This window comes from Paracoccus sanguinis, from assembly GCF_900106665.1.
Classification (GTDB): domain Bacteria; phylum Pseudomonadota; class Alphaproteobacteria; order Rhodobacterales; family Rhodobacteraceae; genus Paracoccus; species Paracoccus panacisoli.
Window position 1 is genome coordinate 733,003 of sequence record NZ_FNNA01000002.1, and the last position, 23,348, is coordinate 756,350.

General features: G+C 72.4%; 25 protein-coding genes. 13 read left to right on the forward strand and 12 right to left on the reverse strand.

All coding sequences use genetic code 11. The features are described from left to right. The first annotated feature begins 33 nt into the window (after positions 1-33). Positions 34-597, forward strand: coding sequence for a CopM family metallochaperone (gene copM / locus BLW17_RS10005; protein WP_081969286.1), 564 nt, complete (start codon positions 34-36; stop codon positions 595-597). Positions 598-622: 25 nt separating this feature from the next. Here the strand turns inward: copM and BLW17_RS10010 are convergent, their stop codons facing one another. The 7 genes from BLW17_RS10010 to ruvC form a co-directional block, all read right to left on the reverse strand. Next, entirely contained in the window at positions 623-1,798 is a 1,176-nt protein-coding gene (locus BLW17_RS10010) for a pyridoxal-phosphate-dependent aminotransferase family protein (protein ID WP_036736932.1), read from the reverse strand. A 543-nt stretch (positions 1,799-2,341) separates the two neighbouring features. Next, positions 2,342-2,494 carry a hypothetical protein gene (locus tag BLW17_RS18130; protein ID WP_156116155.1) on the reverse strand — a complete coding sequence of 51 codons (153 nt, stop codon included), beginning with the start codon at positions 2,492-2,494 and terminating at the stop codon, positions 2,342-2,344. A gap of 400 nt (positions 2,495-2,894) precedes the next feature. Next, on the reverse strand, positions 2,895-3,311 hold the full coding sequence (locus tag BLW17_RS10015) for a PaaI family thioesterase (protein ID WP_036734358.1): 417 nt from the start codon (positions 3,309-3,311) through the stop codon (positions 2,895-2,897). A gap of 6 nt (positions 3,312-3,317) precedes the next feature. Next, positions 3,318-4,346: a Holliday junction branch migration DNA helicase RuvB gene (gene ruvB, locus BLW17_RS10020; RefSeq protein ID WP_036734356.1), complete on the reverse strand. Its 1,029-nt coding sequence runs from the start codon at positions 4,344-4,346 to the stop codon at positions 3,318-3,320. Next, positions 4,343-5,200, reverse strand: coding sequence for a M48 family metalloprotease (locus BLW17_RS10025; RefSeq protein WP_036734353.1), 858 nt, complete (start codon positions 5,198-5,200; stop codon positions 4,343-4,345). Before BLW17_RS10025 ends, ruvB begins: the two co-directional genes overlap by 4 nt. A gap of 82 nt (positions 5,201-5,282) precedes the next feature. Then, positions 5,283-5,966 carry a Holliday junction branch migration protein RuvA gene (gene ruvA, locus BLW17_RS10030; protein WP_036710525.1) on the reverse strand — a complete coding sequence of 228 codons (684 nt, stop codon included), beginning with the start codon at positions 5,964-5,966 and terminating at the stop codon, positions 5,283-5,285. A 10-nt stretch (positions 5,967-5,976) separates the two neighbouring features. Further along, positions 5,977-6,471: a crossover junction endodeoxyribonuclease RuvC gene (ruvC, locus tag BLW17_RS10035; protein ID WP_036702760.1), complete on the reverse strand. Its 495-nt coding sequence runs from the start codon at positions 6,469-6,471 to the stop codon at positions 5,977-5,979. A gap of 167 nt (positions 6,472-6,638) precedes the next feature. Between ruvC and BLW17_RS10040 the strand changes: the two genes are divergently transcribed. From BLW17_RS10040 to BLW17_RS10065, 6 genes are read left to right on the forward strand one after another with little or no spacing between them, the layout of a single operon-like run. Next, complete coding sequence (locus BLW17_RS10040) at positions 6,639-9,473, forward strand: monovalent cation/H+ antiporter subunit A (RefSeq protein WP_036734351.1); 2,835 nt, start codon at positions 6,639-6,641, stop codon at positions 9,471-9,473. After that, positions 9,473-9,871: a Na+/H+ antiporter subunit C gene (locus BLW17_RS10045; protein ID WP_052171829.1), complete on the forward strand. Its 399-nt coding sequence runs from the start codon at positions 9,473-9,475 to the stop codon at positions 9,869-9,871. The genes BLW17_RS10040 and BLW17_RS10045 overlap by 1 nt, the downstream gene beginning before the upstream one ends. Next, positions 9,868-11,463, forward strand: coding sequence for a monovalent cation/H+ antiporter subunit D (locus BLW17_RS10050; RefSeq protein ID WP_036734349.1), 1,596 nt, complete (start codon positions 9,868-9,870; stop codon positions 11,461-11,463). Before BLW17_RS10045 ends, BLW17_RS10050 begins: the two co-directional genes overlap by 4 nt. Further along, a complete protein-coding gene (locus BLW17_RS10055) occupies positions 11,460-11,951 on the forward strand; it encodes a Na+/H+ antiporter subunit E (protein ID WP_036702756.1) in 492 nt (163 codons plus the stop codon). The genes BLW17_RS10050 and BLW17_RS10055 overlap by 4 nt, the downstream gene beginning before the upstream one ends. Then, a complete protein-coding gene (locus tag BLW17_RS10060) occupies positions 11,948-12,238 on the forward strand; it encodes a K+/H+ antiporter subunit F (protein WP_231555327.1) in 291 nt (96 codons plus the stop codon). The genes BLW17_RS10055 and BLW17_RS10060 overlap by 4 nt, the downstream gene beginning before the upstream one ends. Continuing rightward, positions 12,235-12,648, forward strand: coding sequence for a Na+/H+ antiporter subunit G (locus BLW17_RS10065; protein WP_052171828.1), 414 nt, complete (start codon positions 12,235-12,237; stop codon positions 12,646-12,648). The genes BLW17_RS10060 and BLW17_RS10065 overlap by 4 nt, the downstream gene beginning before the upstream one ends. 9 nt (positions 12,649-12,657) lie before the next feature. Here BLW17_RS10065 and BLW17_RS10070 read toward each other — a convergent pair whose 3' ends face one another. Genes BLW17_RS10070 through BLW17_RS10090 form a run of 5 tightly spaced genes read right to left on the reverse strand, consistent with a single transcriptional unit; the run spans position 12,658 to position 17,684 of the window. Continuing rightward, a complete protein-coding gene (locus tag BLW17_RS10070; RefSeq protein WP_052176457.1) occupies positions 12,658-13,383 on the reverse strand; it encodes a GntR family transcriptional regulator in 726 nt (241 codons plus the stop codon). Between the two features lie 29 nt (positions 13,384-13,412). Next, a complete protein-coding gene (locus BLW17_RS10075; RefSeq protein ID WP_036734347.1) occupies positions 13,413-14,351 on the reverse strand; it encodes a 2-hydroxyacid dehydrogenase in 939 nt (312 codons plus the stop codon). 9 nt (positions 14,352-14,360) lie between these two features. Next, a complete protein-coding gene (locus BLW17_RS10080; protein WP_036734345.1) occupies positions 14,361-15,155 on the reverse strand; it encodes an SDR family oxidoreductase in 795 nt (264 codons plus the stop codon). After that, a complete protein-coding gene (locus BLW17_RS10085) occupies positions 15,155-15,889 on the reverse strand; it encodes an SDR family oxidoreductase (RefSeq protein ID WP_036734343.1) in 735 nt (244 codons plus the stop codon). Before BLW17_RS10085 ends, BLW17_RS10080 begins: the two co-directional genes overlap by 1 nt. Before the next feature lie 13 nt (positions 15,890-15,902). Beyond that, a complete protein-coding gene (locus tag BLW17_RS10090; RefSeq protein WP_036734341.1) occupies positions 15,903-17,684 on the reverse strand; it encodes an IlvD/Edd family dehydratase in 1,782 nt (593 codons plus the stop codon). Positions 17,685-17,763: 79 nt separating this feature from the next. Here BLW17_RS10090 and BLW17_RS10095 point away from each other — a divergent pair, with 79 nt between their 5' ends. The 6 genes from BLW17_RS10095 (at position 17,764) to BLW17_RS10120 (ending at position 23,346) form a co-directional block, all read left to right on the forward strand. Next, positions 17,764-18,675: a dihydrodipicolinate synthase family protein gene (locus BLW17_RS10095; RefSeq protein WP_036734339.1), complete on the forward strand. Its 912-nt coding sequence runs from the start codon at positions 17,764-17,766 to the stop codon at positions 18,673-18,675. Continuing rightward, positions 18,675-19,811 carry a fumarylacetoacetate hydrolase family protein gene (locus tag BLW17_RS10100; RefSeq protein WP_425287088.1) on the forward strand — a complete coding sequence of 379 codons (1,137 nt, stop codon included), beginning with the start codon at positions 18,675-18,677 and terminating at the stop codon, positions 19,809-19,811. Before BLW17_RS10095 ends, BLW17_RS10100 begins: the two co-directional genes overlap by 1 nt. Before the next feature lie 64 nt (positions 19,812-19,875). After that, on the forward strand, positions 19,876-20,862 hold the full coding sequence (gene denD, locus BLW17_RS10105; RefSeq protein ID WP_036734336.1) for a D-erythronate dehydrogenase: 987 nt from the start codon (positions 19,876-19,878) through the stop codon (positions 20,860-20,862). Then, positions 20,859-21,644, forward strand: a complete 786-nt coding sequence (locus BLW17_RS10110) for a GntR family transcriptional regulator (RefSeq protein WP_074826533.1) — start codon at positions 20,859-20,861, stop codon at positions 21,642-21,644. The genes denD and BLW17_RS10110 overlap by 4 nt, the downstream gene beginning before the upstream one ends. Continuing rightward, positions 21,641-22,363, forward strand: coding sequence for an SDR family oxidoreductase (locus BLW17_RS10115; RefSeq protein ID WP_036737064.1), 723 nt, complete (start codon positions 21,641-21,643; stop codon positions 22,361-22,363). Before BLW17_RS10110 ends, BLW17_RS10115 begins: the two co-directional genes overlap by 4 nt. Beyond that, complete coding sequence (locus BLW17_RS10120; RefSeq protein WP_170835598.1) at positions 22,360-23,346, forward strand: aldose epimerase family protein; 987 nt, start codon at positions 22,360-22,362, stop codon at positions 23,344-23,346. Before BLW17_RS10115 ends, BLW17_RS10120 begins: the two co-directional genes overlap by 4 nt. Positions 23,347-23,348: the final 2 nt, after the last annotated feature.

The following is a 23,348-nucleotide window of genomic DNA, read 5'->3' on the forward strand; positions in this document are numbered from 1 at the left end:
GTTCCGCAACCTGATCCAACCCCGAGGTGCAAGATGACCCGTCCGCAACGCCCCGCCGCCCGCCGCCGTGTGGCACTGATCGGCGCCGCCGCGAGCCTGCTCGCGTGGCCCGCGCTGGCGCAGACCGCGCCCGCCGCGGCCCCTGCCGATCCCCACGCCGGGCACGCGGCCCCCGCTGCCACCACCGCCGCCGCCGCACCCGCCGGGGGGGCCGAAACCGACGCCGCCCGCGCCTACGCCCGGGCGATGGAGGCCATGCACGAAGGCATGATGGTCGCGCCGACCGGCGACGCCGACGTGGATTTCGTGCGCGGCATGATCCCGCACCATCAGGGCGCCATCGACATGGCCCGCATCCAGCTGCAGTTTGGCAAGGACCCCGAGCTGCGCAAGCTGTCCGAGGGGATCATCGCCGCGCAGGAGCGCGAGATCGCCGAGATGCAGGAGTGGCTGAAGCAGAACGCGCCCGACGTCGCCCGCACCGACGCCGAGCAGGCCGAGGCCGGGAACACGCCGGCGGCCTCGCCTGCGGGGACGCCCACGCCCTCGCCCGCCGGGACGCCCGAGCCGAAGCCCGCGACCCCGCCGTCGAACTGAGGCCGCTGCGGCGGCGCGCCCGGCCTCAGCGCGCGCCGCTGCACCGGGCGATCTCGGCCGCGGCGGCCGCCGTGCCGCCGGGGCCGTGGGTCAGGCCCAGCGCCGCCATCCCGGCCTCGACGCTCGCCAGCGTGCCGAGATGCATATGCGCGCTGACATGGCCCATATGCGCGATCCTGAGCGCGTCCGCGGGTTCGGCCGCACCAAGACCGATGCCGAGCGTCAGCCCGGCGTTGGCCTCGGTCCAGTGCCGCAGCCGCTCGGCCCCCGCGAGCGCCACCGCGGTCACCGACCGCCCCCGCGCCGCCGGATCGGCCACCTGCGCCCGGCAGGCGCTCCCCGCACCCCAGGCGTCGAGCGCCGCCCAGGTCGCGGCCGCCAGCGCCTCGTGCCGCGCCCACGCGGCCTCGAGCCCCTCGTCGTCCAGCAGCATCGCCAGCGCCTCGGTCAGCCCGTAGATATGCTGCACCGGCGGCGTGCCGCCCCAGAACTGCCACAGCTCCTGCGCGTTGGCCCGCGGCCCCCAGTTCCAATAGGGCGTCGGCCGCCCCCACCCCGCAGCCACCCGGTCCGAGAACCAGACGAACGCCAGCCCCGGCGGCACCATCAGCCCCTTCTGGCTGGCCGAGACGAGCACGTCGATGCCCCAGTCGTCCATCCGCATCTCCTCGCAGCCGAGCGAGGCGATCGCGTCCACCGCCAAGGCCGCCGGGTGGTCGCCCATCGCCGCGCGGATCGCGGGGATGTCGGCGCGCACCGAGCTGGCGGTGTCCACCTGGCAGACGAGGACGGCGCGGATCCGCCCCTCGCGGTCGGCGGCCAGCCGGTCGGCCACCCGCTGCGGATCGGGGGCGGTGAAGGGCGGGGACTCGATCATCTCGACCTCGACCCCGATCCCCTCGGCCGCCGCCGCCCAGGCGCGGCCGAAATGCCCCGAGACGAGCACCAGCGCCCGGTCGCCGGGGGCGAGCAGGTTGATGTTCGCGGCCTCCCACGCGGCGTGGCCGTTGCCGATGTAGGGCGCGACGTTGGCCCGCGTCCCGGCGAGTCGCTTGAGCTGCGCCATCGCCGCCTCGTTCAGCCCGACCAGCTCGCCGCCGTAGATGTCGGGCGAGGGCCGGTGCATGGCCCTGAGCACCCGGTCGGGCACCGGCGAGGGACCGGGGATGGCAAGCACGGGACGGCCGGCGGCGAGGCTCATGGCGGGCACCTTTCGGGGGGAGGAGCGTCGCCCGAGTGGTAGGCCCCGCCCGCCGCGGCGTCCAGAGCGGGGGCGGTGAGGGGGGCGGCGGGGGGGGCGCTCATGCCAGCGCTGACGCGCTGCGCGACGTTTGTGCAGCAGGAAAGCCCGCACGATGGCGTGGATGCCCGCCGCGTCCGACGCGCGCGGCTCGGGGCAGCCGACGGTGAGCGGGGGTGGACGCCAGCCGTGCGACGAACCGGATTGAGACGCTAAATCCGGTGCGCCCGCATCGGCGCAGACCGATCCGGGTCTGCGCCCTCCATCAGCAACGTCGCCCAGAGGCCGATCTTGGCCGGGGCGGGGCATCGAGATAATCGGCCAAACCCTGGCACCCGCTGGGCCGCCGCATCGGCATCATCGAGGCTGGTCCCGGCGACCTGCCGCCGGATCGGCAACCCCGAAGCCGACCGTGCGGCCGTCCCGGTGCAGCCGCTCAGGGCCGGGCTGCAAAACCCGTGCGCGGCGGGCGGCGTGAACAGCGGGGTGGAGCTGAGCCGCCGCTCAAAGCGTCATGAACATCCGCTGGAACGCCACGGCGCAGGCCACGACGCCGAGCACCGCGAGCAGCATCTGCCCGGTGGCAAAGGCGGCCGCCGTGGCAAAGAACACCACCGCGGTCAGGATCAGGCGCAACGCCAGCGGCCAGTGCGGCATCGGTCAGCCCTCGCTTCGGACCGCCCCACCCTCGCCGCCCCGGCCCCGACCGTCAACCGGACGCGCGGTCGCAGGGCCCCGGACCGATCGCCAACCGAGTGGGCGAGTGCGGCCGCAGTTTAGAGTGGCCGCGGCAACAGCTTTAGGTGCGCGATCGGGCAGCCCTCGCGTCAAACAACCGCCTTGTGGCCCGGCCCGGCAGGCGGCCCCTGCCCCGCACGCGGCCCCGGCCCCACACCCGGCCCGGTCCCCACACACGGCGCCGTCCTCGCAGACGGGCCCGGCCCGATCCGTCAGCCCGGAGCCCGCTGCCGATCAGCCCGACCGCACCCGCCGCACGTCCGCCCTAGCGTCAGCCTTCTTTATGGCCCAAAACCCGCCCGCGACGGGCGCAGGCGGCTCACGCCTCGACCGGCACCATCGTCCCGAGCATCGTCGCCACCTGCTTGCGCCCCGCAGGCCCCTCGGCCCAGACGTCGGACGCCACCACCACGATCCGCCGGCCGGCCTTGACCACCCGCCCCTCGGCCACCAGCCGGGCGCCGACCGCGGGGGCGAGCAGGTTGATCTTCATCTCGACCGTGACCACCTTGGACCCCTCGGGCAGGACCGAGAGCGCCGCATAGCCCGCCGCGCTGTCTCCGATGGAAAACGCGAGCCCCGCGTGCGCCGCCCCCTGCTGCTGCATCAGATGCGGCGCGATGGGCGCGGCGATCACCACTTCGCCCGCCGCGGCGCGCGCCATCTCGGCCCCCAGCGTCGTCATCATCGTCTGCCGCGCGAAACTCGCGCGCAGCCGTGCCTCGATTGCGTCCATCGCCACCTACTCCTCGAACAATCCCGCCTGCGCCGTGCGCGGCATCTCGAGCCCCAGATGCCGCCAGCCGGTCGCCCCCAGCATCCGCCCGCGCGGTGTCCGCTGGATCAGCCCCTGCTGGAGGAGATAGGGCTCGATCACCTCCTCGATCGCGTCGCGGCTTTCCGACAGCGCCGCGGAAAGCGTTTCCACGCCGACCGGGCCGCCGCCGTAATGCTCGGCCATCAGCGTCAGATAGCGCCGGTCGGCGCCGTCGAGCCCGAGGTCGTCCACCCCCAGCCGCGTCAGCGCCCGGTCGGCGAGCGCCCGGTCCAGCCGCCCGTCGCCCTCGACCAGCGCGAAATCCACCACCCGGCGCAAGAGCCGCCCGGCGATCCGCGGGGTGCCGCGGGCGCGGCGCGCGATCTCGCGCGTGCCCTCGGCATCGGCGTGGACGCCCATCAGCCGGGCGCCGCGGGCGACGATCTGGTCGAGCTCATCGACGGTGTAGAACTGCAGCCGCGTCGGGATGCCGAAGCGGTCGCGCAGCGGGGTCGTCAGCAGCCCCAGACGGGTCGTCGCGCCGACCAGCGTGAAGGGCTGCAGCTCGATCCGCACCGTGCGCGCCGCCGGCCCCTCGCCGATCACGAGGTCGAGCTCGAAATCCTCCATCGCCGGGTAGAGGATTTCTTCGACCGCCGGGTTCATGCGGTGGATCTCGTCGATGAACAGCACGTCGCGGGCGTCGAGGTTGGTCAGGATCGCGGCCAGATCGCCCGCCCGCGCCAGCACCGGCCCGGATGTCATCTTGAAGTTCACCCCCAGCTCGCGCGCCATGATCTGCGCGAGCGTGGTCTTGCCTAAGCCGGGGGGGCCATGGAACAGCGTGTGGTCCATCGCCTGCCCGCGCATCCGGGCGCTGTCGATGAAGACGCGCAGGTTGGCGCGCGCCTCGGCCTGGCCGATGAACTCCTCGAGCTTCTGCGGGCGCAGGGCGCGATCCTCGGCGTCGCCCTCCATCGGCGCGGGGCGCAGGGTAGGGTCGGGCTGGCTCAACGGACGACGCCGGGGGTGCGGGTGCCGGCCATCGCGGCCAGCCGGTCGATGCGGTCCTGGGTCGGCGGGTGGGTGGCGAACATGGCGTCCATCTTCAGCGCCCCCAGCGGGTTGACGATGAACATCGAGGCCGAGGCCGGGTTCCGCTCGGCCGGCAGGTTCACCGTCCGCCCGGCCGCGTTGGCGATCTTGGCCAGCGCCGAGGCGAGCTTGAGCGGCTGGCCAGAGATCTCGGCGCCGATGCGGTCGGCCTCGTATTCCCGGGTGCGCGAGATCGCCATCTGCACCAGCCCCGCGGCGAACGGCGCGACGAACATCGCCACCAGCCGCCCGATCCCGCCGCCGCGCCCGTCGCGGCCGCCCGCGAACATCATCATGTTGCCGAGCATGGCGATGGCGCCGGCGAGCGTCGCCGTCACCGTCATGGTCAGCGTGTCGCGCTGGCGGATATGGGCCAGCTCATGGGCGATCACCCCGGCCAGCTCGTCGCGGTCGAGGGTCCGCAGAAGCCCCTGCGAGACCGCCACGGCGGCATTCTGCGGATTTCGGCCGGTGGCAAAGGCGTTCGGCTGCTCGGCGGGCAGGATGTAGACCGCGGGCATCGGCAGCCCCGCGCGGTCGGCCAGCGCGCGCACCAGCGCCACCAGCTCGGCGCCGTTCGCCTCGGTCACGGGGATCGCCTGCTGCTGGCGCAGCACCGCCTTGTCGCTGTTCCACCACGCCCAGAGGTTCGTGGCCCCGGCAAAGACCAGCGCCATGATCGCGCCGCCCTGCCCGCCCAGAAGCCAGCCGAGTCCCATCACCAGCGCGGTGAGCGCCGCCATGAGGACGAAGGTGCGGGTGTAGCCGTTCATGCGCGTCGTCTCCTTGGTCCGGTCTCGATCAGGCCCCAGTCCTCGGGGGCGCGCAACCCTTTCGGCGCGCGCCGATCCGACGTCACTCCTTCGGCGCCAGCGCCCGCAGCGCGGCGCGGATCAGCGCGGGGGTGGGGGCGGCGGGGTCGCGGGCGGCGGCCTCGGCGACCGCGGCGGCGGCCTCGGAGGGGCCGTAGCCGAGGTTCGTCAGCGCCGAGAGCGCGTCGGCCGAGGCAGCGGCCGAGCTGGGCGCCGCGGTGCGGGGCGAGGGCGCCGGGGCGGGGGTGGCGTCGGGTTCGACCAGCCCCGCGCCCGCGTCGCCCAGCCCCGCGTCCACCGTCAGCGCGCCGCCCATGGCGATGACCTGCGGGGCGCGGTCCTTCAGCTCAAGCACCACGCGCTGCGCGAGCTTCGGCCCCACCCCCGGCGCCTTGCGGACCGCCGCCCAGTCGCCCAGCGCGATGGCGCGGCCCACGCCCTCGGCCCCGAGCGTGCCGAGGATCGCCAGCGACGCCTTGGCGCCGATCCCCTGCACCGAGGTCAGAAGCCGGTGCCATTCCTTCTCGAGCAGCGTCGGGAAGCCGAAGAGCTGCAGCAGATCCTCGCGCACGACGAGGTCGGTATAGAGCGCGGCGGCCTCGCCCACCCGCGGCAGGCTGGCGGCGGTGCGCTCGCTCACATGGACGATGTAGCCCACGCCGCGCACGTCGATCAGCACGTGGTCGGGGGCGCGGTGCAGGATCACCCCGGCGATGCGGCCGATCATCGGGCGGCCCTCATGCCACCACCTTGATCCTGAGCACCCGGCTCTGCAGGTGGCGCGCGTGGCAGATGGCGATGGCGAGCGCGTCCGCCGCGTCCGGCCCGGCCAGCGCCACGCCGGGGAGCGTCAGCCGCACCATGTGCTCGACCTGTTGCTTCTGGGCGTGGCCGACGCCGACGATGGCCTTCTTCACCGCGTTCGGGGCGTATTCCCCGACCGTCAGCCCCGCCTGCGCGGGGGCCAGAAGCGCGACCCCGCGGGCCTGCCCCAGCTTCAGCGTCCCCACCGCGTCCTTGTTGACGAAGGTCTGTTCGACCGCCGCCGCATCCGGCGCGTGGGCCGCGATCACCGCCACCAACCCGCGGTGCAGCTCGCACAGGCGCGCGGCGAGGCTGTCGGCGCCCGAGCGCACGATGCCGTTGGCGATGTGGGTGACGCGCGAGCCGTCGACCGCGATCACCCCCCAACCCATGTTCACCAGCCCGGGATCGATGCCCAGAACCCTCATGCCCGATCCCTCACCTCGTGCCATGGCGGTTCCGGTCCGCCCGAGGGCGCGCCGTCCGCGTTTTTTCAAACCGCTAGCACGAAACGCGAACATCGCCTAGCGGCATTTCGCCGTTTGCTTGACACCCATGGCCCCGCTTGGGAAACGGGGCCAAACGGGGGATTGAGATGTCGCCAGCCTTGATTGCCGCGCTGCCGTTCCTCGGGGCGCTGCTGCCCGGCCTGATGGTCCGCGCGGGCCGATCGGCCGCGGCGATCGCCTGCGGGACGGCGACGGCGCTGGCGCTGCTGGGCCTCGTGCTGCACACGCCGGCGATCATGGCGGGCGAGGTCATCACCGCCCGCATCCCGTGGATGCCGCAGATCGGGCTCGACGCCGATTTCCGCATCGACGGCTTGAGCCTGCTCTTCGGGATCCTGATCCTCGGGATCGGACTGCTGATCATCCTCTATGGCCGCTACTACCTGTCGCGCAAGGACGCGGCGGGGCCGTTCTTCACCTATCTGATGCTCTTCCAGGGCGCGATGATGGGGATCGTGCTCAGCGACAACATCCTGATGATGCTGGTCTTCTGGGAGCTGACGTCGCTCTCGTCCTTCCTGCTGATCGGGTTCTGGAAGCACCTGCCCGAGGGGCGGCAGGGGGCGCGGATGGCGCTGACGGTGACCGGGATGGGCGGGCTCGCGATGATCGCGGGCTGCCTGATCCTGGGGCAGATCGCCGGGTCCTACCGGCTTTCCGATATCCTGCTGGTGCGCGAGGCGATCCAGGCCTCGCCCTACTACCTGCCGGCGCTGGTGCTGATCCTGATCGGCGCCTTCACCAAGTCGGCGCAGTTCCCGTTCCATTTCTGGCTGCCGCGCGCGATGGCGGCCCCCACCCCGGTCAGCGCGTACCTTCACTCGGCCACGATGGTGAAGGCGGGGCTGTTCCTCATGGCGCGGCTCTGGCCGGTGCTGTCGGGGACGCCCGAGTGGTTCGCCATCGTCGCCACCACCGGCCTGCTGACCATGCTGATCGGGGCGGCGATCGCGCTCTTTCAGGACGACCTCAAGGGGCTTCTGGCCTATTCAACGGTCAGCCACCTCGGGCTGATCACCATGCTGCTGGGCTTCGGGACCGAGGCCGCGGCCATCGCTGCGGTGTTCCACATCATCGCCCACGCGAGCTTCAAGGCCGCGCTCTTCATGGCCGCGGGCATCGTCGATCACGAGGCGCACACCCGCTCGATCAAGCGACTGGGCGGCCTGCGCGGGCTGATGCCGCTGACCTTCGGGATCGTGCTCATCGCGTCGCTCTCGATGGCCGGCATTCCGCCCTTCAACGGCTTCATCTCCAAGGAGATGATGCTCGAGGAAGCGGCCCACGCCGTCTGGCGCGGGATGCCGTGGCTCGTGGGCGGCGTCGCCACCTTCGCGGCGCTGATCTCGGTCGCCTATGCGCTGCGGATGATCGTGCACGTCTTCCTCGGGCCGGTGCGCGACGACTATCCGGCCGCGCCCCATGATCCGGGCCCGGGGCTGATCTTCTCGCCCGCGCTGCTGGTGGGCATCGTGATCGTGACCGGCCTGTTCCCCGCGGCGACCGTGGGCTGGCTGGTCGATGCCGCCGCCGCGGCCGTCACCGGGGGCACGCCGCACGCGCATCTGGCGCTGTGGCACGGGGTCACCCCGGCGCTGTGGATGTCGGTGATCGCGGTCGCCGGCGGCGCGGTGCTGCTGGCGCTCTGGCACCCGATCGAGGCGCTGCGGACCCGCCTGCGGCCCCCGGACGCCAAGGCGATCTTTGACGCCATGACCGGCACGGCCGAGCGGTGGGCGCGGGCCTTCACCGACCGCTTCACCAACGGCTCGATGTCGCGCGCGCTCGCCGCCTTCATGCTGACCGCGGTGGCGGCGAGCTTCGTCGCCTGGCACACCGGGCAGGTCGGGCCCGAGACGCGGCCGATGCTGCCCATCACCCCGGTCGCGCTGGTCGGCTGGGTGATGCTGATGGTCGCCACCGGCACGATGGTCGCCCTGCACCGCCGCCGCATCCTCGCGCTGGTGCTGGTCGGCATCATCGGGCTGATCGTCAGCTGCACCTTCGTCTATCTCTCGGCCCCCGACCTCGCGCTGACCCAGATCACGGTCGAGGTGGTCACGGTCATCCTTCTGCTGCTGGCGCTGAACTTCCTGCCCAAGCGGACGGTGATGGACACCGGCAACTTCAAGCGCGGGGCCGATGCCTTCGTCGCGGCGGTGACCGGGCTCGGCGTCGGCGGGCTCGCCTATGCGATCATGCGGCGCGAGCCGGCGTTCGACCCGATCTCGGGCTACATGCTCGACAACAGCTACAAGCTGGGCGGCGGGGACAACGTGGTGAACGTGATCCTCGTCGATTTCCGCGGCTATGACACCTACGGCGAGATCATCGTGCTCGGCATCGCCGCGCTGACGATCTTTGCCCTGACCGAGACGCTGCTGACCGGGCGCTCGGGCGCGCGGCTCAGGAACTGGGTCCACGACATGCGGCGCGCGGGCGACCGGCATCCGCTGATGCTGGTGGTGGCGACGCGGGTGGTGCTGCCGATCTCGCTGGTGGTCGGGCTCTACATCTTCCTGCGCGGCCACAACGCGCCGGGCGGCGGGTTCATCGCCGGGCTCATCGTCTCGGTGGCGCTGGTCATGCAGTACATGGCCTCGGGCTTCGCCTGGGCGCAGGAGCGGCAGAACATCCCCTATCACGCGCTGATCGGGCTGGGCGCGCTCGCCGCCGGGATCACCGGCGCCGGGGCGTGGTTCGCGGGCAAGCCGTTCCTCACCTCGGCCTTCGGGTATTTCCACCTCGTCGGGATCGAGCCGTTCGAGCTGGCCACCGCCATGGGCTTCGACACCGGCGTGTTCCTGTGCGTCGTCGGCGCGGTGATGCTGGCGCTGAACTCGCTGTCGCGGATCGCCCGGCAGGCCGGGCAGAAGGTCAACGTCCACCCGATGGACATCCAGCTGGGAGGGCCGCGCTGATGGAGATCCTCGTGGCCTCGGCGCTGGGGTTCATGACCGCCGCCGGGGTCTATCTGACCCTGCGCAAGCGGACCTTCGCGGTGGTGCTGGGCATGACGCTGCTCAGCTACACCACCAACGTCTTCCTGTTCATCTCGGGCCGGCTGTCGGTCAACCTGCCGCCGGTCCTGCAGAAGGGCGTCACCGACTATTCCGACCCGCTGCCGCAGGCGCTGGTGCTGACCGCGATCGTGATCTCGTTCGGGATGACCGCGGTCGTGGTGATGATGGCGCTCGGCGCCTTCCTCGAGGGGGGCGACGACCACGCCGACATGCCGAAGGGTGACCGGCGCGAGGTCGCGCCGGGGGGCGAGAAGCCCTCGGCCCGGCCCGCCGACCGGCCGGAGGCCGCCCGATGAACCACTGGATCATCGCCCCCGTCGTGCTGCCCGCCTTCCTCGGGCCGCTGATCGTCCTCGGGATGCGGCACGACCTCGTGCTGCAGCGGGTGTTCTCGACCGTCGGCACCGCCGCGCAACTGGTCATCGCGCTGTGGCTGATGACCCAGGCCGCGGGCGGCGAGATCCAGGTCTACCGCATGGGCAACTGGGCGGCGCCCTTCGGCATCGCGCTGGTGCTCGACCGGCTGGCGGCGCTGATGCTGGTGCTGACCGCGGGGCTCGGGCTGATCGTCCAGCTTTACGCCATCGGCTCGGGCTGGGACCGCAAGGGCTGGCATTTCCACGCGCTGTGGCAGTTCCAGCTCATGGGGATCAGCGGCGCGTTCCTGACCGGCGACGCCTTCAACCTGTTCGTCTTCTTCGAGGTGCTGCTGATCGCCAGCTACGGGCTGATGATCCACGGCGGGGGCGAGATGCGGCTGCGCGCGGGCGTGCAGTATGTCGTCTACAACCTCGCCGGCTCGTGCCTGTTCCTTGCCGCGCTGGGGACGATCTATGCGGTCACCGGGACGCTGAACATGGCCGACCTCGCGGTGCGTGTGGCGCAGCTGCCGCCGCAGGACACCGCGCTGCTCAGAACCGGCGCGGTGCTTCTGATGCTGGTGTTCGCGGTCAAGGCGGCGCTGGTGCCGCTGCACTTCTGGCTGCCCTCGACCTATGCCCGCGCCCCCGGCCCGGCGGCCGCGCTGTTCGCGATCATGACCAAGGTCGGGGCCTACGCGATCATCCGCTTCTTCACCCTCGTCTTCCCCTCGGACAGCGTGATCGAGCGCTTTGCCGCCGACCTGCTGCTGCCCGCGGCGCTGGTCACGCTGGTGGTGGGGCAACTCGGCATCCTTGGCTCGCGCCACCTCGGCCGGGTCGCGGCCTTCGCGGCGCTCGGCTCGGTCGGGACGCTGATGATCGGGGTCGCGCAGTTCCGCCTGCCCGGCCTTTCGGCGGGGATCTGGTACCTGGTCCACTCGACCCTCGCCGCGGCGGCGCTGTTCCTCGTCATGGACCTGATCGGCGGGCGCCGCGCGGGCGGCAGCCTGTGGCTGCGCCCAATGCCGCCCATCGCGCAGGGGGGCATCGTCGGGGCGCTGTTCTTCGCCGCCGCCATCGGCATCGCCGGCCTGCCGCCGCTCTCGGGGTTCCTCGGCAAGCTCGCCATCCTGCAGGCCAGCCGGCACAGCGACCACACCCTGCTGATCTGGAGCGTGATCCTCGTCACCTCGCTGATCGCCATCTACGGCTTCGCCCGCGCCGGCTCGACGGTGTTCTGGCGCGCCCACCAGCACGGCCCCGAGCCCGCGCGGGTGGTGGTTGCGCCGAACGACCAGCGCCCGCTGCCGCCGAAGGTCGAGCCTGACGAGTGCATCCAGGACCTCGCCGACGCCCCGGCCCCGTGGCTCGCGCTGACCGCCACCGCCACGCTGATCGCCGGCATGGCGCTGCTGACGGTGTTCGCCGGGCCGATGATGGACTATGCTCAGGCCACCGCCCGGCAACTGATCGACCCCGCCCCCTATGTCGAGGCGGTGCTGCTGCGGCAGGAGGGCACGAAATGATCCGCCGCATCCTGCCCCACCCGGTCCTGTCGCTGGTCTGCGCGCTGGTCTGGATCCTGCTCGTCAACCGCTTCGCCTGGGGCTCGCTGGTGTTCGCGCTGGTGATCGGCCTCGTCGTGCCGGTGGCGACCGCGCCCTACTGGCCCGACCGCGCCCGCATCCACAACCCGGTCAAGATCGCCGCCTACATCGTCATCGTGATCTGGGACATCATCGTGGCCAACATCGCGGTGGCCCGGATCGTGCTCTTCATGCCCAAGCACGACCTGCGCCCGGTCTGGCTGCCGGTCCCGCTGGCGCTGACCACGCCCGAGGCGATCTCGGTCCTGGCCGGCACCATTACCCTCACCCCCGGCACCGTGAGCTGCGATCTGAGCGAGGACGGCAAGGTGCTGCTCGTCCACTGCCTGCACGCGCCGGACCCGCAGTCCGTGCTCGACGACATCAAGGGCCGCTACGAGGCCCGGCTGCTGGAGATCTTCGCATGACGCTGTTCGGCATGGGCCTCCTCGATCTCGCACTCGCCTTCGCCTTCGGCTGCTATGCGCTGGCGCAGCTCTTCTGCCTCTACCGCGTCGTGTTTGCGCCGGGGTTGAGCGACCGGGTGCTGGCGCTCGACACGATGGCGATCAACATGATCGCGCTGATCACGCTGTTCGGCATCCGCGAGGGGACGGCGATGTATTTCGAGGCGACGATGCTGTTTGCGATGGTGGGCTTCGTCTCGACGGTGGCCTTCGCCAAGTTCGTGCTCAGGGGGGACATCATCGAATGAGCCTCGTCGCAGAGATCTTCATCGCCTTCCTGCTGGTCGTCGGCGGGGTGTTCGGGGTCGTCGGCGGCTGGGGGCTGGTGCGCCTGCCCGACCCGATGACGCGGCTGCACGCCCCGACCAAGGCGGCGACGCTGGGGGTGGGCGCGGTGCTGATCGCGTCGATGGCGACGATGTGGTTCCGCTACGGGATCGTGAGCTGGCACGAGTTCATGATCGCGCTGTTCCTGTTCCTGACCGCCCCGATCACCGGGATGTTCATCGCCAAGGCGCATCTGCACCTGTCGTGGAAGCGCGACGAGCTGCCCCCGCCCGGGCCGACCACGCCGACCGAATGGGCGACCTACGGCGACACCGCCGCCGAGTGCGCCATCGTCACCGGCCCCTACCACGCCGAGAAGCGCAGCGAGTAGCGCCGCGCCTCAGCCCGGTGGCGGGGCGTCGAGCTCATCGAAATGCCGCGCCACGTTGCGGCTGAGGTTGTCGAGGTGGCTCGCCATGTGCCGCTGCATCGCGCCCGCATCCCGCGCCCTGAGCGCCGCGACCATGCCGCGGTGGTCGGCCAGCACCTGAGCCGCATCCGACCGCCGCCGCGCCGACAGATAGCGGATGCGCCAGAGCCGGGCGAGGTATTCCTCGTGGCTGCGGCTCAGCGCGGCATTGTGGCCGGCGGCGACGATGGCGCGGTGCATCTTCATGTCGAGGTCGAACACCTCGAGCGGGTCGCCCTCGGCGTGGTTCGCCTCGACCGTGCGCGCCAGCGCGGCGATGGCGGCGATCTCGGCCTCGGTCGCGTGGGCGCAGGCGAGTTCGCCCCCGTGCAGTTCGAGGAGCCGCAGCACCGCCACCTCGTCCAGCGCCTCGGCCCGGGTCATGTCGGTGACGAGCGGGCTGCGCAGCGGGCGCAGCGTCACCAGCCCCTCTTGCGCGAGGATGCGGACCGCCTCGCGCAGCGGGGTGCGGCTGATGCCCAGGCGCTCGGCGTGGTCGCGTTCCTTGATCGGGCTGCCGGGCGGGATGGTGCCGGTCAGGATCTCGCGCCGCAGCCGGTCGGCGATGGCGGCGGGGATGGTCGCCACCTCGGCCCCCTCGGCGGGGTGGTCGCCGGGGCTGCCGCCGGGGTCGGGGGTTGCGCTGGCTTCGCTCATAAGGGGGCCGCCTCGCCTGTCGGGTCCGGTCAGTTGACCGGCGTTTCGGGGGACCGTCCGGCGAGGACGGCGGCGAGGTTGCGCCGCTGCAGCGCCCCCATCGCGGCCCGCGTCTCGACCGTGGCCGAGTCGATATGCGGCAGCGGCAGCAGGTTACCGAGCCGCGCGAGCTCCGGGTCGACCGAAGGTTCGCCGCGGAACACGTCGAGCGCCGCGCCCCCCAGCCGCCCCTCGGCCAGCGCCCGGGTCAGGGCGCCCTCGTCCACCACGCTGCCGCGCGAGACGTTGACCAGCACCCCCTCGGGGCCGAGCGCGTCGATGATCGCCGCCGACACCATCCCCTCGGTGTCCGGGCCGCCGACCACGATCACGAACAGGTCGTCGACCGCGCGGGCCAGTGCCAGCGGGTCGGGGTGCGCGGTCCAGCCGGGCGGCGTCTCTTTCGGGTGCCGCGACCAGTAGTGCACCGGGCACTTGAAGGCCGAAAGCCGATCCGCGATCTCGCGCCCGATCCGGCCGAGCCCGAGGATGCCGACCGTCCGCCCCGTGGCCTTGCGCGCCAGCGGCGGCCCGCCCTCCGTGGCCCAGCGGCCCGAGCGCACGGCGGCGATGCCCGGCTCGAACCCGCGCAGCAGCGCGATCCACATCCCCACGGCGAGGTCGGCCACGTCGTCGTTCAGCACCTCGGGGGTGTTGGTCACGGTGATGCCGCGCGCGCTCGCCGCCGCCACGTCGATGGCGTCGTAGCCCACGCCGAAGTTGGCGATCACCCGCAGCCCCGGCAGCAGGTCCATCTCGGCCCCGCCGAAGGGCGCGTGCCCGGCATAGGCCACCCCGCGCACCGCCGCGCGCGCGGCCTCGTCCAGGCCGGCCAGCGCGCCCGGGTCGGGCAGCGCCCGCGCCCCCATCGCCGCCAGCGCGTCGCGGTCGGTGTCGGTGTAGCGGCCGATGGCGAGAATCCCGGTCATGCCCAATCCTTACAACGCGGCGGTGATGCCGCCATCCACGTAAATCACCGTGCCGTTGACGAAGGACGCTGCGTCCGACGACAGGAACACCGCCGCGCCGACCAGCTCCTCGACCCGGCCCCAGCGGCCGGCAGGGGTGCGGCGGGCCAGCCAGTCGCTGAACGCCGGATCGGCGACCAGCGCGGCGTTGAGCGGCGTCTCGAAATACCCGGGCGCGAGGCCGTTGCAGTTCAGCCCGTGCCGCGCCCAGTCGGTCGCCATCCCCTTGGTCAGGTTCGCCACCGCCCCCTTGGTCGCCGTGTAGGGCGCGATGCCCGGCCGGGCGAGCGCCGACTGCACCGAGCAGATGTTGACGATATGCCCCCGCCCCCGCGCGATCATGTGCCGCGCGCAGGCCTGCGCCACGTTGAAGACGCTGGCCACGTTGACCTGCAACAGGCGCTGGAAGGCATCGTCGGGAAACGTCTCGAGCGGGGCGCGGTGCTGCTGGCCCGCGTTGTTGATCAGGATGTCGATGGGACCGACGCCGGCCTCGAACCCGTCCACGGCGGTGCGGGCGGCGGCATGGTCGGTCACGTCGAAGGGCAGCGTGGCGACCTCGTGGCCCGCCGCCGCCAAGCCCTCGGCCGCGGCATCGAGGCGAGCCGCGTCGCGGGCGTCCAGCACCACCGCGGCGCCGGCGGCGGCGAGCCCGCGCGCCAGCGCCAGCCCGATCCCCTGCGAGGCGCCGGTGACCAGCGCCCGCCGCGCGCTGAGGTCGAAGAGCGACAGCCCCTGCGGCAGCGCCTCGGCCGGGGCGCCCATCAGCCGCGGCCGATGAACGGCATGTTGGTCGCCATCACCGTCACGAACTGCACGTTCGCGCCCTCGGGCAGCGACGCCATGTGCAGCACCGTGTCGGCCACCGCCATCGCGTCCATCACCGGCTCGATCCGCGTCGAGCCGTCCGCCTGCGCGACCCCCTTGGTCATCGGCACCGCCATCTCAGTCAGCGCGTTGCCGATGTCGATCTGCCCGCAGGCGATGTTGAACGGCCGCCCGTCGAGGCTGATCGACCGCGTGATCCCCGTCACCGCGTGTTTCGAGGTCGTGTACCCGATCGAGCCGGGCCGCGGCGCGTGGGCCGAGACCGAGCCGTTGTTGATGATCCGCCCGCCCTGCGGCGATTGCGCCCGCATGATGCGGAAGGCCGCGCGGGCGCACAGGAAGACGCCGATGACGTTGACCTCGATCACCCGGCGGAACTCGTCGGGGGCAACCTCGTCGGGGGTCTGGGCGACCAGCCCGGTCCCGGCGTTGTTGAAGAGCACGTCCACCCGGCCCCATTCCGCCGCGGCGCGGTCGAAGGCCGCGTCCACCGCACCCGCGTCGCAGACGTCGCAGGGCAGGACCAGCGCCCCGCTGTCGCCGGCGGTCTCGCGCAGCGCGTCCTCGCGCCGGCCGATCAGCCCGACCCGCCAGCCGGCGTCGAGGAAGCGCCGTGCCGTGACCCGGCCGATGCCGCTGCCCGCGCCGGTGATGATGATGCTACGCTCCATCGCTCGCCCCCCGTCAGTGGTTGTCGCGCGGCAGCGTCTTGACCACCCGCTGATAGGCCGTTGCCAGTTCAAGGCAGCCGCCCTGCGCAAGCTGCCCGACCTCCTTGCGATAGATCTCCTCCCACGGGGTCTGGTTGACGAGCTCGGGCGGCGTCCACGCCGCGCGCCGCGCCGCCCACTCCTCCGCATCGACCAGCGCGTCGAGCCGCCGGGCGTTCAGGTCCAGCCGCACCCGGTCCCCGGTCTCGAGCAGCGCCAGCCCGCCCCCGACCGCCGCCTCGGGCGAGGCGTTGAGGATCGAGGGGCTTTCCGACGTCCCCGACTGCCGCCCGTCGCCCACGGTCGGCATGTGGTTGATCCCCTGCCGGATCATCGCGTCCGGCGGCTGCATGTTCACCACCTCGGCGCTGCCCGGATAGCCGACGCAGCCCACGTTGCGGATGAAGAGGATGCAGTGCTCGTCGATCCCCAGCGCCGCGTCGTTGATCCGCGCGTGGTAGTCCTCGGGGCCCTCGAAGACGATGGCCCGCGCCTCGAACACCCCCTCGCGCCCCGGCTCGGACAGGAAGCGCTGCCGGAAATCGGCCGAGATCACGCTGGTCTTCATCAGCGCCGAATCGAACAGGTTGCCCGAGAGGACGAGGAACCCCGCCCGCTCGCGCAGCGGATCGCTGACCGGCCGGATCACCGCCCGGTCGGTCGAGCGGATCGCGGCGACGTTCTCGCCCGCCGTCCGCCCGGTGACGGTCATCGCGCCCTCGTTGAGCAGCCCCGCCTGAAGCAGCTCGCCCATCACCGCGGCGACGCCGCCGGCGCGGAAGAAGCTCTCGCCCAGGTACTCGCCCGCGGGCTGCATGTTGACGAGCAGCGGCAGATCGAAGCCCACCGTCTCCCAGTCCTGCACGTCGAGCTCGACCCCGGCGTGGCGGGCCACGGCCTGCAGATGCGGCGGCGCGTTGGTCGAGCCGCCGATGGCGGTGTTGACGCGGATCGCGTTCTCGAAGGCCGCCCGGGTCAGGATGTCCGAGGGCTTGAGGTCGTCGAGCACCATCTGGACGATGCGCTTGCCGGTCTCATAGGCCATCGCCATCCGCTCGCGGAACGGCGCGGGGATCGCCGAGCAGCCCGGCAGGCTCATCCCCAGCGCCTCGGCCATGGCGTTCATGGTGCTCGCCGTGCCCATCGTGTTGCAATGGCCGAGCGAGGGGGCCGAGGCGCAGACCCGCTCGATGAACTCGGGGTAGTCGATCTTGCCTTCGGAAAGCAGCCGTCGGCTTTCCCAGACGATGGTGCCCGAGCCCGCGCGCTTGCCCTGCCACCAGCCGTCGAGCATCGGCCCCCCGTTGAGCGTGATCGCGGGCAGGTCCACGGTCGCCGCCCCCATCAGCATGGCGGGGGTGGTCTTGTCGCAGCCGGTGGTCAGCACCACCCCGTCCAGCGGATAGCCGTGCAGCACCTCGACCAGGCCCAGATAGGCGAGGTTGCGGTCGAGTGCGGCGGTCGGGCGCTTGCCGGTCTCCTGGATCGGGTGGACCGGAAACTCCATCGGGACGCCGCCGGCGGCGCGGATGCCTTCCTTGATGCGGTCCATCAGGAAGACGTGGATCTTGTTGCAAGGCGCGATGTCGCTGCCGGTCTGGGCGATGCCGATGATCGGCTTTTCGCTGGTCAGTTCCTCGCGCGTGTAGGTGCTGTTCTGGTAGCGCTCGAGATACAGCGCCGTCATGCCCGGGTTGTTCGGGTTGTCGAACCATTCCTGGCTGCGAAAGCGCTTGTTGGCGCGGGTGTCGGACATGGGCCACCTTCCACGGCTTGCTGCTGCCCGGATGGTATACCATAATCCCCGCGACGCAAGCGGCGGGGAGGGCGCGCAGATGGCGGGTTGGGAGGGGATCTGGCCGGTGGCGCCGACGCCGTTTCACGCGGACGGGACGCTCGACCTTGACGGCATGACGCGGGTGCTCGACTGCATCATCGACCAGGGCGCGACGGGGATCTGCATCCTCGCCAACTTCTCGGAACAGTTCCTGCTGGCCGATGACGAGCGCGAGACGCTGACGCGCCTGTCGCTCGACCACGTCGCGGGGCGGGTGCCGGTGATCGTCACGATCAGCCATTTCGCCACACGGATCGCGGTCGAGCGCGCCCGCCGCGCCAGGGCGCAGGGGGCGGCGGCGGTGATGATGATGGCGCCCTATCACGGCGCCACGCTGCGCGGCACGCCCGACCAGACCTTCGAGCAATTCGCCGCGGTGGGCGAGGTCGGCATCCCCATCATGGTGCAGGACGCGCCGATGTCGGGGGTCGAGCTGACCGTGCCGCTGCTGGTGCGGATGGCGCGCGAGATCGAGATGGTGAAGCTCTTCAAGATCGAATCCGTGCAGGCCGCGGCCAAGCTGCGCGCGCTGATCGCCGAAGGCGGCGACGCCATCGAGGCGCCGATGGACGGCGAAGAGGCGATCACGCTTCTGGCCGACCTCGACGCGGGCGCGACGGGGTCGATGACCTCAGCCTCGATCGTGGACCAGATCAGGCCGGTGCTCGACCTCTGGGCCGCGGGCGAGCGGGAGGCCGCGACGGAGGCCTATGCCCGCATCCTGCCCTTCGTGAACCACGAGAACCGGCAATGCGGCTTCCGCGCCGCCAAGGCGCTGATGGTCGAGGGGGGCGTGATCGGCTCGGACGCCTGCCGCCACCCGATCCCGCCCCTGCACCCGGCGACGCGGGCCATGGCCATCGACCTCGCGCGGCGGGTCGACCCGGTGGTGCTGCGATGGGGGAAATGATGCCGCTTCCGACCGAGGGGATGTTCGTCGGCCGCGTCTGGCGGCCCGGAATCGGCCCGGCGCTGGTGGTCCACCGCGACGGCCGGCTGGTGGACGTGACCGCCCCCGCCGCGCCCACGATGCGCGACCTGCTCGAGATGGACGACCCGGCCGGCTGGATCGCCGCGCAGGCGGGCGAGGACATCGGCGCGCTGGCCGAGTTCGCCGTGACGGCGGGGGGCGAGGACGCCGCCCGGCTGCTCTCGCCCGCCGATCTGCAGGCGATCAAGGCCTCGGGCGTGACCTTCGCCGCCTCGATGGTCGAGCGGGTGATCGAGGAACAGGCGGCGGGCGACCCCGACCTCGCCGCCGGCATCCGTGACCGCATCGGCGCGGCCATCGGCGCCAACCTGCGCGGCATCGTGCCGGGCTCGGACCGCGCCGCCGAGGTCGCGCGCATCCTCAAGGCCGAGGGGCTCTGGTCGCAGTACCTCGAGGTCGGGATCGGCCCGGACGCGGAAATCTTCACCAAGTGCCAGCCGATGGCCTCGGTCGGCTGGGGGGCCGAGGTCGGGCTGCACCCGATCAGCCGCTGGAACAACCCCGAGCCGGAAATCGTGCTGGCCGTCGATTCGCGCGGCCGCATCAAGGGCGCGACGCTCGGCAACGACGTGAACCTGCGCGATGTCGAGGGGCGCTCGGCGCTGCTGCTCGGCAAGGCCAAGGACAACAACGCCTCGGCCGCCATCGGCCCGTTCCTGCGGCTGTTCGACGCGGGCTATGGGCTCGACGACGTGCGCCGGGCCGAGCTGACGCTGCGGGTCGAGGGCACGGACGGTTTCGTGCTCGACGGGCGGTCCTTGATGGACCAGATCAGCCGCGATCCGGCTGATCTGGTGGCGCAGGCGGTGGGGCCGCACCACCAGTATCCCGACGGGTTCATGCTGTATCTCGGCACGCTCTTCGCCCCGACGCAGGACCGCGACGCGCCCGGGCAGGGCTTCACCCACCACACGGGCGACGTGGTGACGATCAGCGAACCGGCGCTCGGGGCGCTGACCAACACCGTGCGGCTGTCGACCGAGTGCCCACCGTGGCGGTTCGGGGCCGCGGCGCTCATGCGCAACCTTGCCGGGCGCGGGCTGCTCGGCGCCTGACGCCCCTTGATCCGCCCCCCGGCGCTTGGCAATGTATACATCAGCAAGCGAGGGGGGACGCGGCATGAGGGTTCTGATCCTGGGCGGAGCGGGCATGGTCGGCCGCAACCTCGCCGCCCGGCTGGTGGCCGACGGCAGCCTCGGCGGCGCGCTGGTCGAGGAAATCACGCTCTTCGACGTGGTGCCCGCCACCACCCCCGGGTCGGACCGCACCGCGATCACCGTGCGCACCGGCGACATCGCCGACGAGGCGACCGTGACCGCGCTGGTGGCCGAGCGGCCGGAGGTGATCTTCCACCTCGCCGCCATCGTCTCGGGCGAGGCCGAGGCGGATTTCGACAAGGGCTACCGCATCAACCTGGACGGCACCCGGCTCTTGTTCGAGGCGATCCGCGCGCTCGGCGACTACCACCCGCGGGTTGTGTATACATCCTCGATCGCCGTCTTCGGGGCGCCTTTCCCCGAGGCCATCGGCGACGAGTTCCTGACCGCGCCGATGACCAGCTACGGCACCCAGAAGATGATCGGCGAGCTGCTGCTCAACGACTATTCCCGCCGCGGCATCTTCGACGGGGTGGGCATCCGCCTGCCGACCATCGTCGTGCGCCCCGGCGCGGCGAACAAGGCGGCCTCGGGGTTCTTCTCGGGCATCATCCGCGAGCCGCTGGCCGGGCTCGAGGCGATCCTGCCGGTCGAGGACGAGGTGCTGCACTGGATGGCCTCGCCTGCCTCGGCGACCGGGTTCCTGATCCATGCAGCGACCATGGACACCGGCGCCCTTGGCGCGCGGCGCTGCCTGACCATGCCGGGCCTTGCCATCACGGTGGGCGAGATGATCGCGGCGCTCGGCCGTGTCGCCGGGCCCGAGGCGGTGGCCCGCATCCGCCGCCAGCCCGACGCCACCATCCGCGGCATCGTGGCGGGCTGGCCGCGGCGCTTCGACGCGACCCGCGCGGCCGCCCTCGGGTTCACCGCCGACACGGATTTCGAGGACGTCATCCGCGCCCATATCCGCGACACCGACGCTGCCGCCGGGGGACCGCAGGGATGAACGCCACCGGCGCCCCGCCCTTCCGGGCCGCGCGGCCCCGCCCGCTGCCGCCCGGCGCGGGCGGGCTGAACGCCCGCGACCGCGCCTATCTGGACCTGCGCTACCGCATCCTGAACGGCCGCCTCGCGCCCGGCACGACGCTGCTCGAGACCGAGATCGCGGCGCTTCTGGGTCTGTCGCGGACCCCGGTGCGCGAGGCGCTGATCCGGCTGGCCGAAGAGGGGCTGGTGCTGATCCGCCCCCGCCACGGGGTCACGGTGATCGACCTGACGGTGAGCGATTTCCGCGACATCCTCGACGTGTTCTCGGCGCTCGAGGTCCGCGCCGTGGCGCTGGCCGCGGCCCGCCCGCCTGCGCCCGCCGATGCCGCCCGGCTGACCCAGCTCGTCCAGCGGATGGAGCGCGCGACCGAGGCCGGGGACATCGCCCGCTGGTCGGACCTCGACGACGACTTTCACTCGACGCTCGTGGGGCTCTGCGGCAACGCCCGGCTCCTCAGGTCGATCGGGGAATACTGGGGGCAGCAGTATCGCGGCCGGCGGCTGATCCTGCCGCACCGGCCGTTGCCCGAGGATTCGAACCGCGAGCATCGGGTGATCCTTGAGGCGGTGCTCGCGGGCGACGCCGAGGCCGCGCACGCCGCCCACCTCGCCCACCGCGCGCGGGCCGACCGCGACCAGCTCGCGCTGCTGACGCAGGTGCTGGGGCCGGGGATGCCGGCGCGCCCCGACCCGCGCCCCGCCGACCGCCCCGCCCCCGCAGAGGAAAGCGAGACGACATGAACCGCATCGACCTCGACGGCCGCCGCGCCGTCGTCACCGGCGGCGCCCAGGGCCTGGGCCGCGCCATCGCCGAACGCCTCGCCGCCAGCGGCGCCCGCGTCGAGATCTGGGACGTGCAGGACGCCACGCCCACGGCCGACGTCCTCGGCGCCACCGCCCGCCGGCTGGACCTGACCGACGAGGCCGCCGTCACCGCCGCCGCCGCCGCCGCGGGCGCGGTCGACATCCTCGTGAACAACGCCGGCATCACCGGCGGCAACGCGCCCACGTGGGAGATCGCGCCCGACATCTGGCGCCGGGTTATGGAGGTGAACCTGACCGCCCCCTACCTGACCTGCCGCGCGCTGGTGCCCGGGATGGTCAGTCGCGGCTACGGGCGGATCGTCAACATCGCCTCGGTCGCGGCCAAGGAAGGGAACCCGAACGCCGCGCATTACTCGGCCTCGAAGGCGGGGGTGATCGCGCTCACGAAGTCGCTGGGGAAGGAGCTGGCCGAGACCGGCGTGCTGGTGAACTGCGTCACGCCCGCCGCGGCGCGCACCCCGATCTTCGACCAGATGAGCCCGCAGCATATCGACTATATGCTCTCGAAGATCCCGATGAAGCGGTTCCTGGAACCCGCCGAGGCCGCCGCGATGGTGGCCTGGCTCGCGTCCGAGGACTGCGCCTTCTCGACCGGCGCGGTGTTCGACCTGTCGGGCGGGCGGGCCACCTATTGATCCGGCTGGCCCTGCCCTCGGGGGTCTGGGCCGGGATCGACCCGCTGGGCGCGACGCTGGCGGCGCTGGTGCTGCCCGACCGCGCCGGGAGGCTGGCCGACGTGCTGCTGTCCCCCGCCACCCGCGGCGGCGGCCCCTACATGGGCGTGACGGTCGGGCGCTATGCCAACCGGATCGCCGGGGCCGCCTTTGCGCTGGACGGCGCGACCCACAGGCTCAGCGCCAATGACGGGCCGAACTGCCTGCATGGCGGGGCCGAGGGGTTCGATGCCCGCGCGTGGCAGGTGGCGGCGTCCGACCCGCGCGGGGTGACGCTGCGCCTGTCCAGCCCGGACGGCGATCAGGGGTTTCCCGGACGGCTCACGGCCGAGGCCGCCTATGCGATGAGCGAGGATGCAGCGGGGGTGCGGCTGGCGCTGATCCTCACCGCGACGACCGACCGGGCGACTCCGGTGAGCCTGACGAACCACGCCTATCTCAACCTGTCGGGCGGCGACGAGACGATCGAGGACCACCGCCTCGGCGTCGCGGCGCGGCGCTATCTGCCGGTCACGCCCGCGGCGATCCCCCTGCCCGAGGCGCCCGCGCCGGTCGCGGGCACGCCCTTCGACCGGCGCACCCCGGCGCGGCTGGGCGAGCGGCTGGCCGCCCCGCATCCGCAGATCGCGGCGATGGGCGGGATCGACCATTGCCTCGCGCTCGACGGGCACGGGCTGCGCGCGGCGGCGACGCTGGCGCACCCGCGCTCGGGGCGGCGGATGGTACTCTGGACTGATGCGCCGGGGATGCAGGTCTATACCGGCAACGGCCTCTCGGGGGTGGCGCTGCGGGGCGGCGGGGTGGCGCAGCGCTGGGGGGCGGTCTGCCTCGAGCCGGGGGCATGGCCCGACGCGCCGAACCGGGCCGATTTCCCCTCGGCGATCCTGCGTCCCGGCGCGGTGTACCGCCACCGGATGATCTGGGTGTTTCCGCGCCCCGCCTGAGG

Excerpts from the sequence above, each read along its gene's own strand:
- denD (WP_036734336.1), top strand. The coding sequence starts at position 19,876 with ATGAGGGTTCTGATCCTGGGCGGAGCGGGCATGGTCGGCCGCAACCTC.
- copM (WP_081969286.1), top strand. The coding sequence starts at position 34 with ATGACCCGTCCGCAACGCCCCGCCGCCCGCCGCCGTGTGGCACTGATC.
- BLW17_RS10095 (WP_036734339.1), top strand. The coding sequence starts at position 17,764 with ATGGCGGGTTGGGAGGGGATCTGGCCGGTGGCGCCGACGCCGTTTCAC.
- BLW17_RS10090 (WP_036734341.1), bottom strand. The coding sequence starts at position 17,684 with ATGTCCGACACCCGCGCCAACAAGCGCTTTCGCAGCCAGGAATGGTTC.
- BLW17_RS10050 (WP_036734349.1), top strand. The coding sequence starts at position 9,868 with ATGAACCACTGGATCATCGCCCCCGTCGTGCTGCCCGCCTTCCTCGGG.
- BLW17_RS10060 (WP_231555327.1), top strand. The coding sequence starts at position 11,948 with ATGACGCTGTTCGGCATGGGCCTCCTCGATCTCGCACTCGCCTTCGCC.
- BLW17_RS10115 (WP_036737064.1), top strand. The coding sequence starts at position 21,641 with ATGAACCGCATCGACCTCGACGGCCGCCGCGCCGTCGTCACCGGCGGC.
- ruvA (WP_036710525.1), bottom strand. The coding sequence starts at position 5,966 with ATGATCGGCCGCATCGCCGGGGTGATCCTGCACCGCGCCCCCGACCAC.
- BLW17_RS10100 (WP_425287088.1), top strand. The coding sequence starts at position 18,675 with ATGCCGCTTCCGACCGAGGGGATGTTCGTCGGCCGCGTCTGGCGGCCC.
- BLW17_RS10045 (WP_052171829.1), top strand. The coding sequence starts at position 9,473 with ATGGAGATCCTCGTGGCCTCGGCGCTGGGGTTCATGACCGCCGCCGGG.
- BLW17_RS10070 (WP_052176457.1), bottom strand. The coding sequence starts at position 13,383 with ATGAGCGAAGCCAGCGCAACCCCCGACCCCGGCGGCAGCCCCGGCGAC.
- ruvC (WP_036702760.1), bottom strand. The coding sequence starts at position 6,471 with ATGAGGGTTCTGGGCATCGATCCCGGGCTGGTGAACATGGGTTGGGGG.
- BLW17_RS10015 (WP_036734358.1), bottom strand. The coding sequence starts at position 3,311 with ATGGACGCAATCGAGGCACGGCTGCGCGCGAGTTTCGCGCGGCAGACG.
- BLW17_RS10075 (WP_036734347.1), bottom strand. The coding sequence starts at position 14,351 with ATGACCGGGATTCTCGCCATCGGCCGCTACACCGACACCGACCGCGAC.
- BLW17_RS18130 (WP_156116155.1), bottom strand. The coding sequence starts at position 2,494 with ATGCCGCACTGGCCGCTGGCGTTGCGCCTGATCCTGACCGCGGTGGTG.
- BLW17_RS10025 (WP_036734353.1), bottom strand. The coding sequence starts at position 5,200 with ATGAACGGCTACACCCGCACCTTCGTCCTCATGGCGGCGCTCACCGCG.
- BLW17_RS10010 (WP_036736932.1), bottom strand. The coding sequence starts at position 1,798 with ATGAGCCTCGCCGCCGGCCGTCCCGTGCTTGCCATCCCCGGTCCCTCG.
- BLW17_RS10080 (WP_036734345.1), bottom strand. The coding sequence starts at position 15,155 with ATGGGCGCCCCGGCCGAGGCGCTGCCGCAGGGGCTGTCGCTCTTCGAC.
- BLW17_RS10040 (WP_036734351.1), top strand. The coding sequence starts at position 6,639 with ATGTCGCCAGCCTTGATTGCCGCGCTGCCGTTCCTCGGGGCGCTGCTG.
- BLW17_RS10065 (WP_052171828.1), top strand. The coding sequence starts at position 12,235 with ATGAGCCTCGTCGCAGAGATCTTCATCGCCTTCCTGCTGGTCGTCGGC.
- BLW17_RS10085 (WP_036734343.1), bottom strand. The coding sequence starts at position 15,889 with ATGGAGCGTAGCATCATCATCACCGGCGCGGGCAGCGGCATCGGCCGG.
- BLW17_RS10110 (WP_074826533.1), top strand. The coding sequence starts at position 20,859 with ATGAACGCCACCGGCGCCCCGCCCTTCCGGGCCGCGCGGCCCCGCCCG.
- BLW17_RS10055 (WP_036702756.1), top strand. The coding sequence starts at position 11,460 with ATGATCCGCCGCATCCTGCCCCACCCGGTCCTGTCGCTGGTCTGCGCG.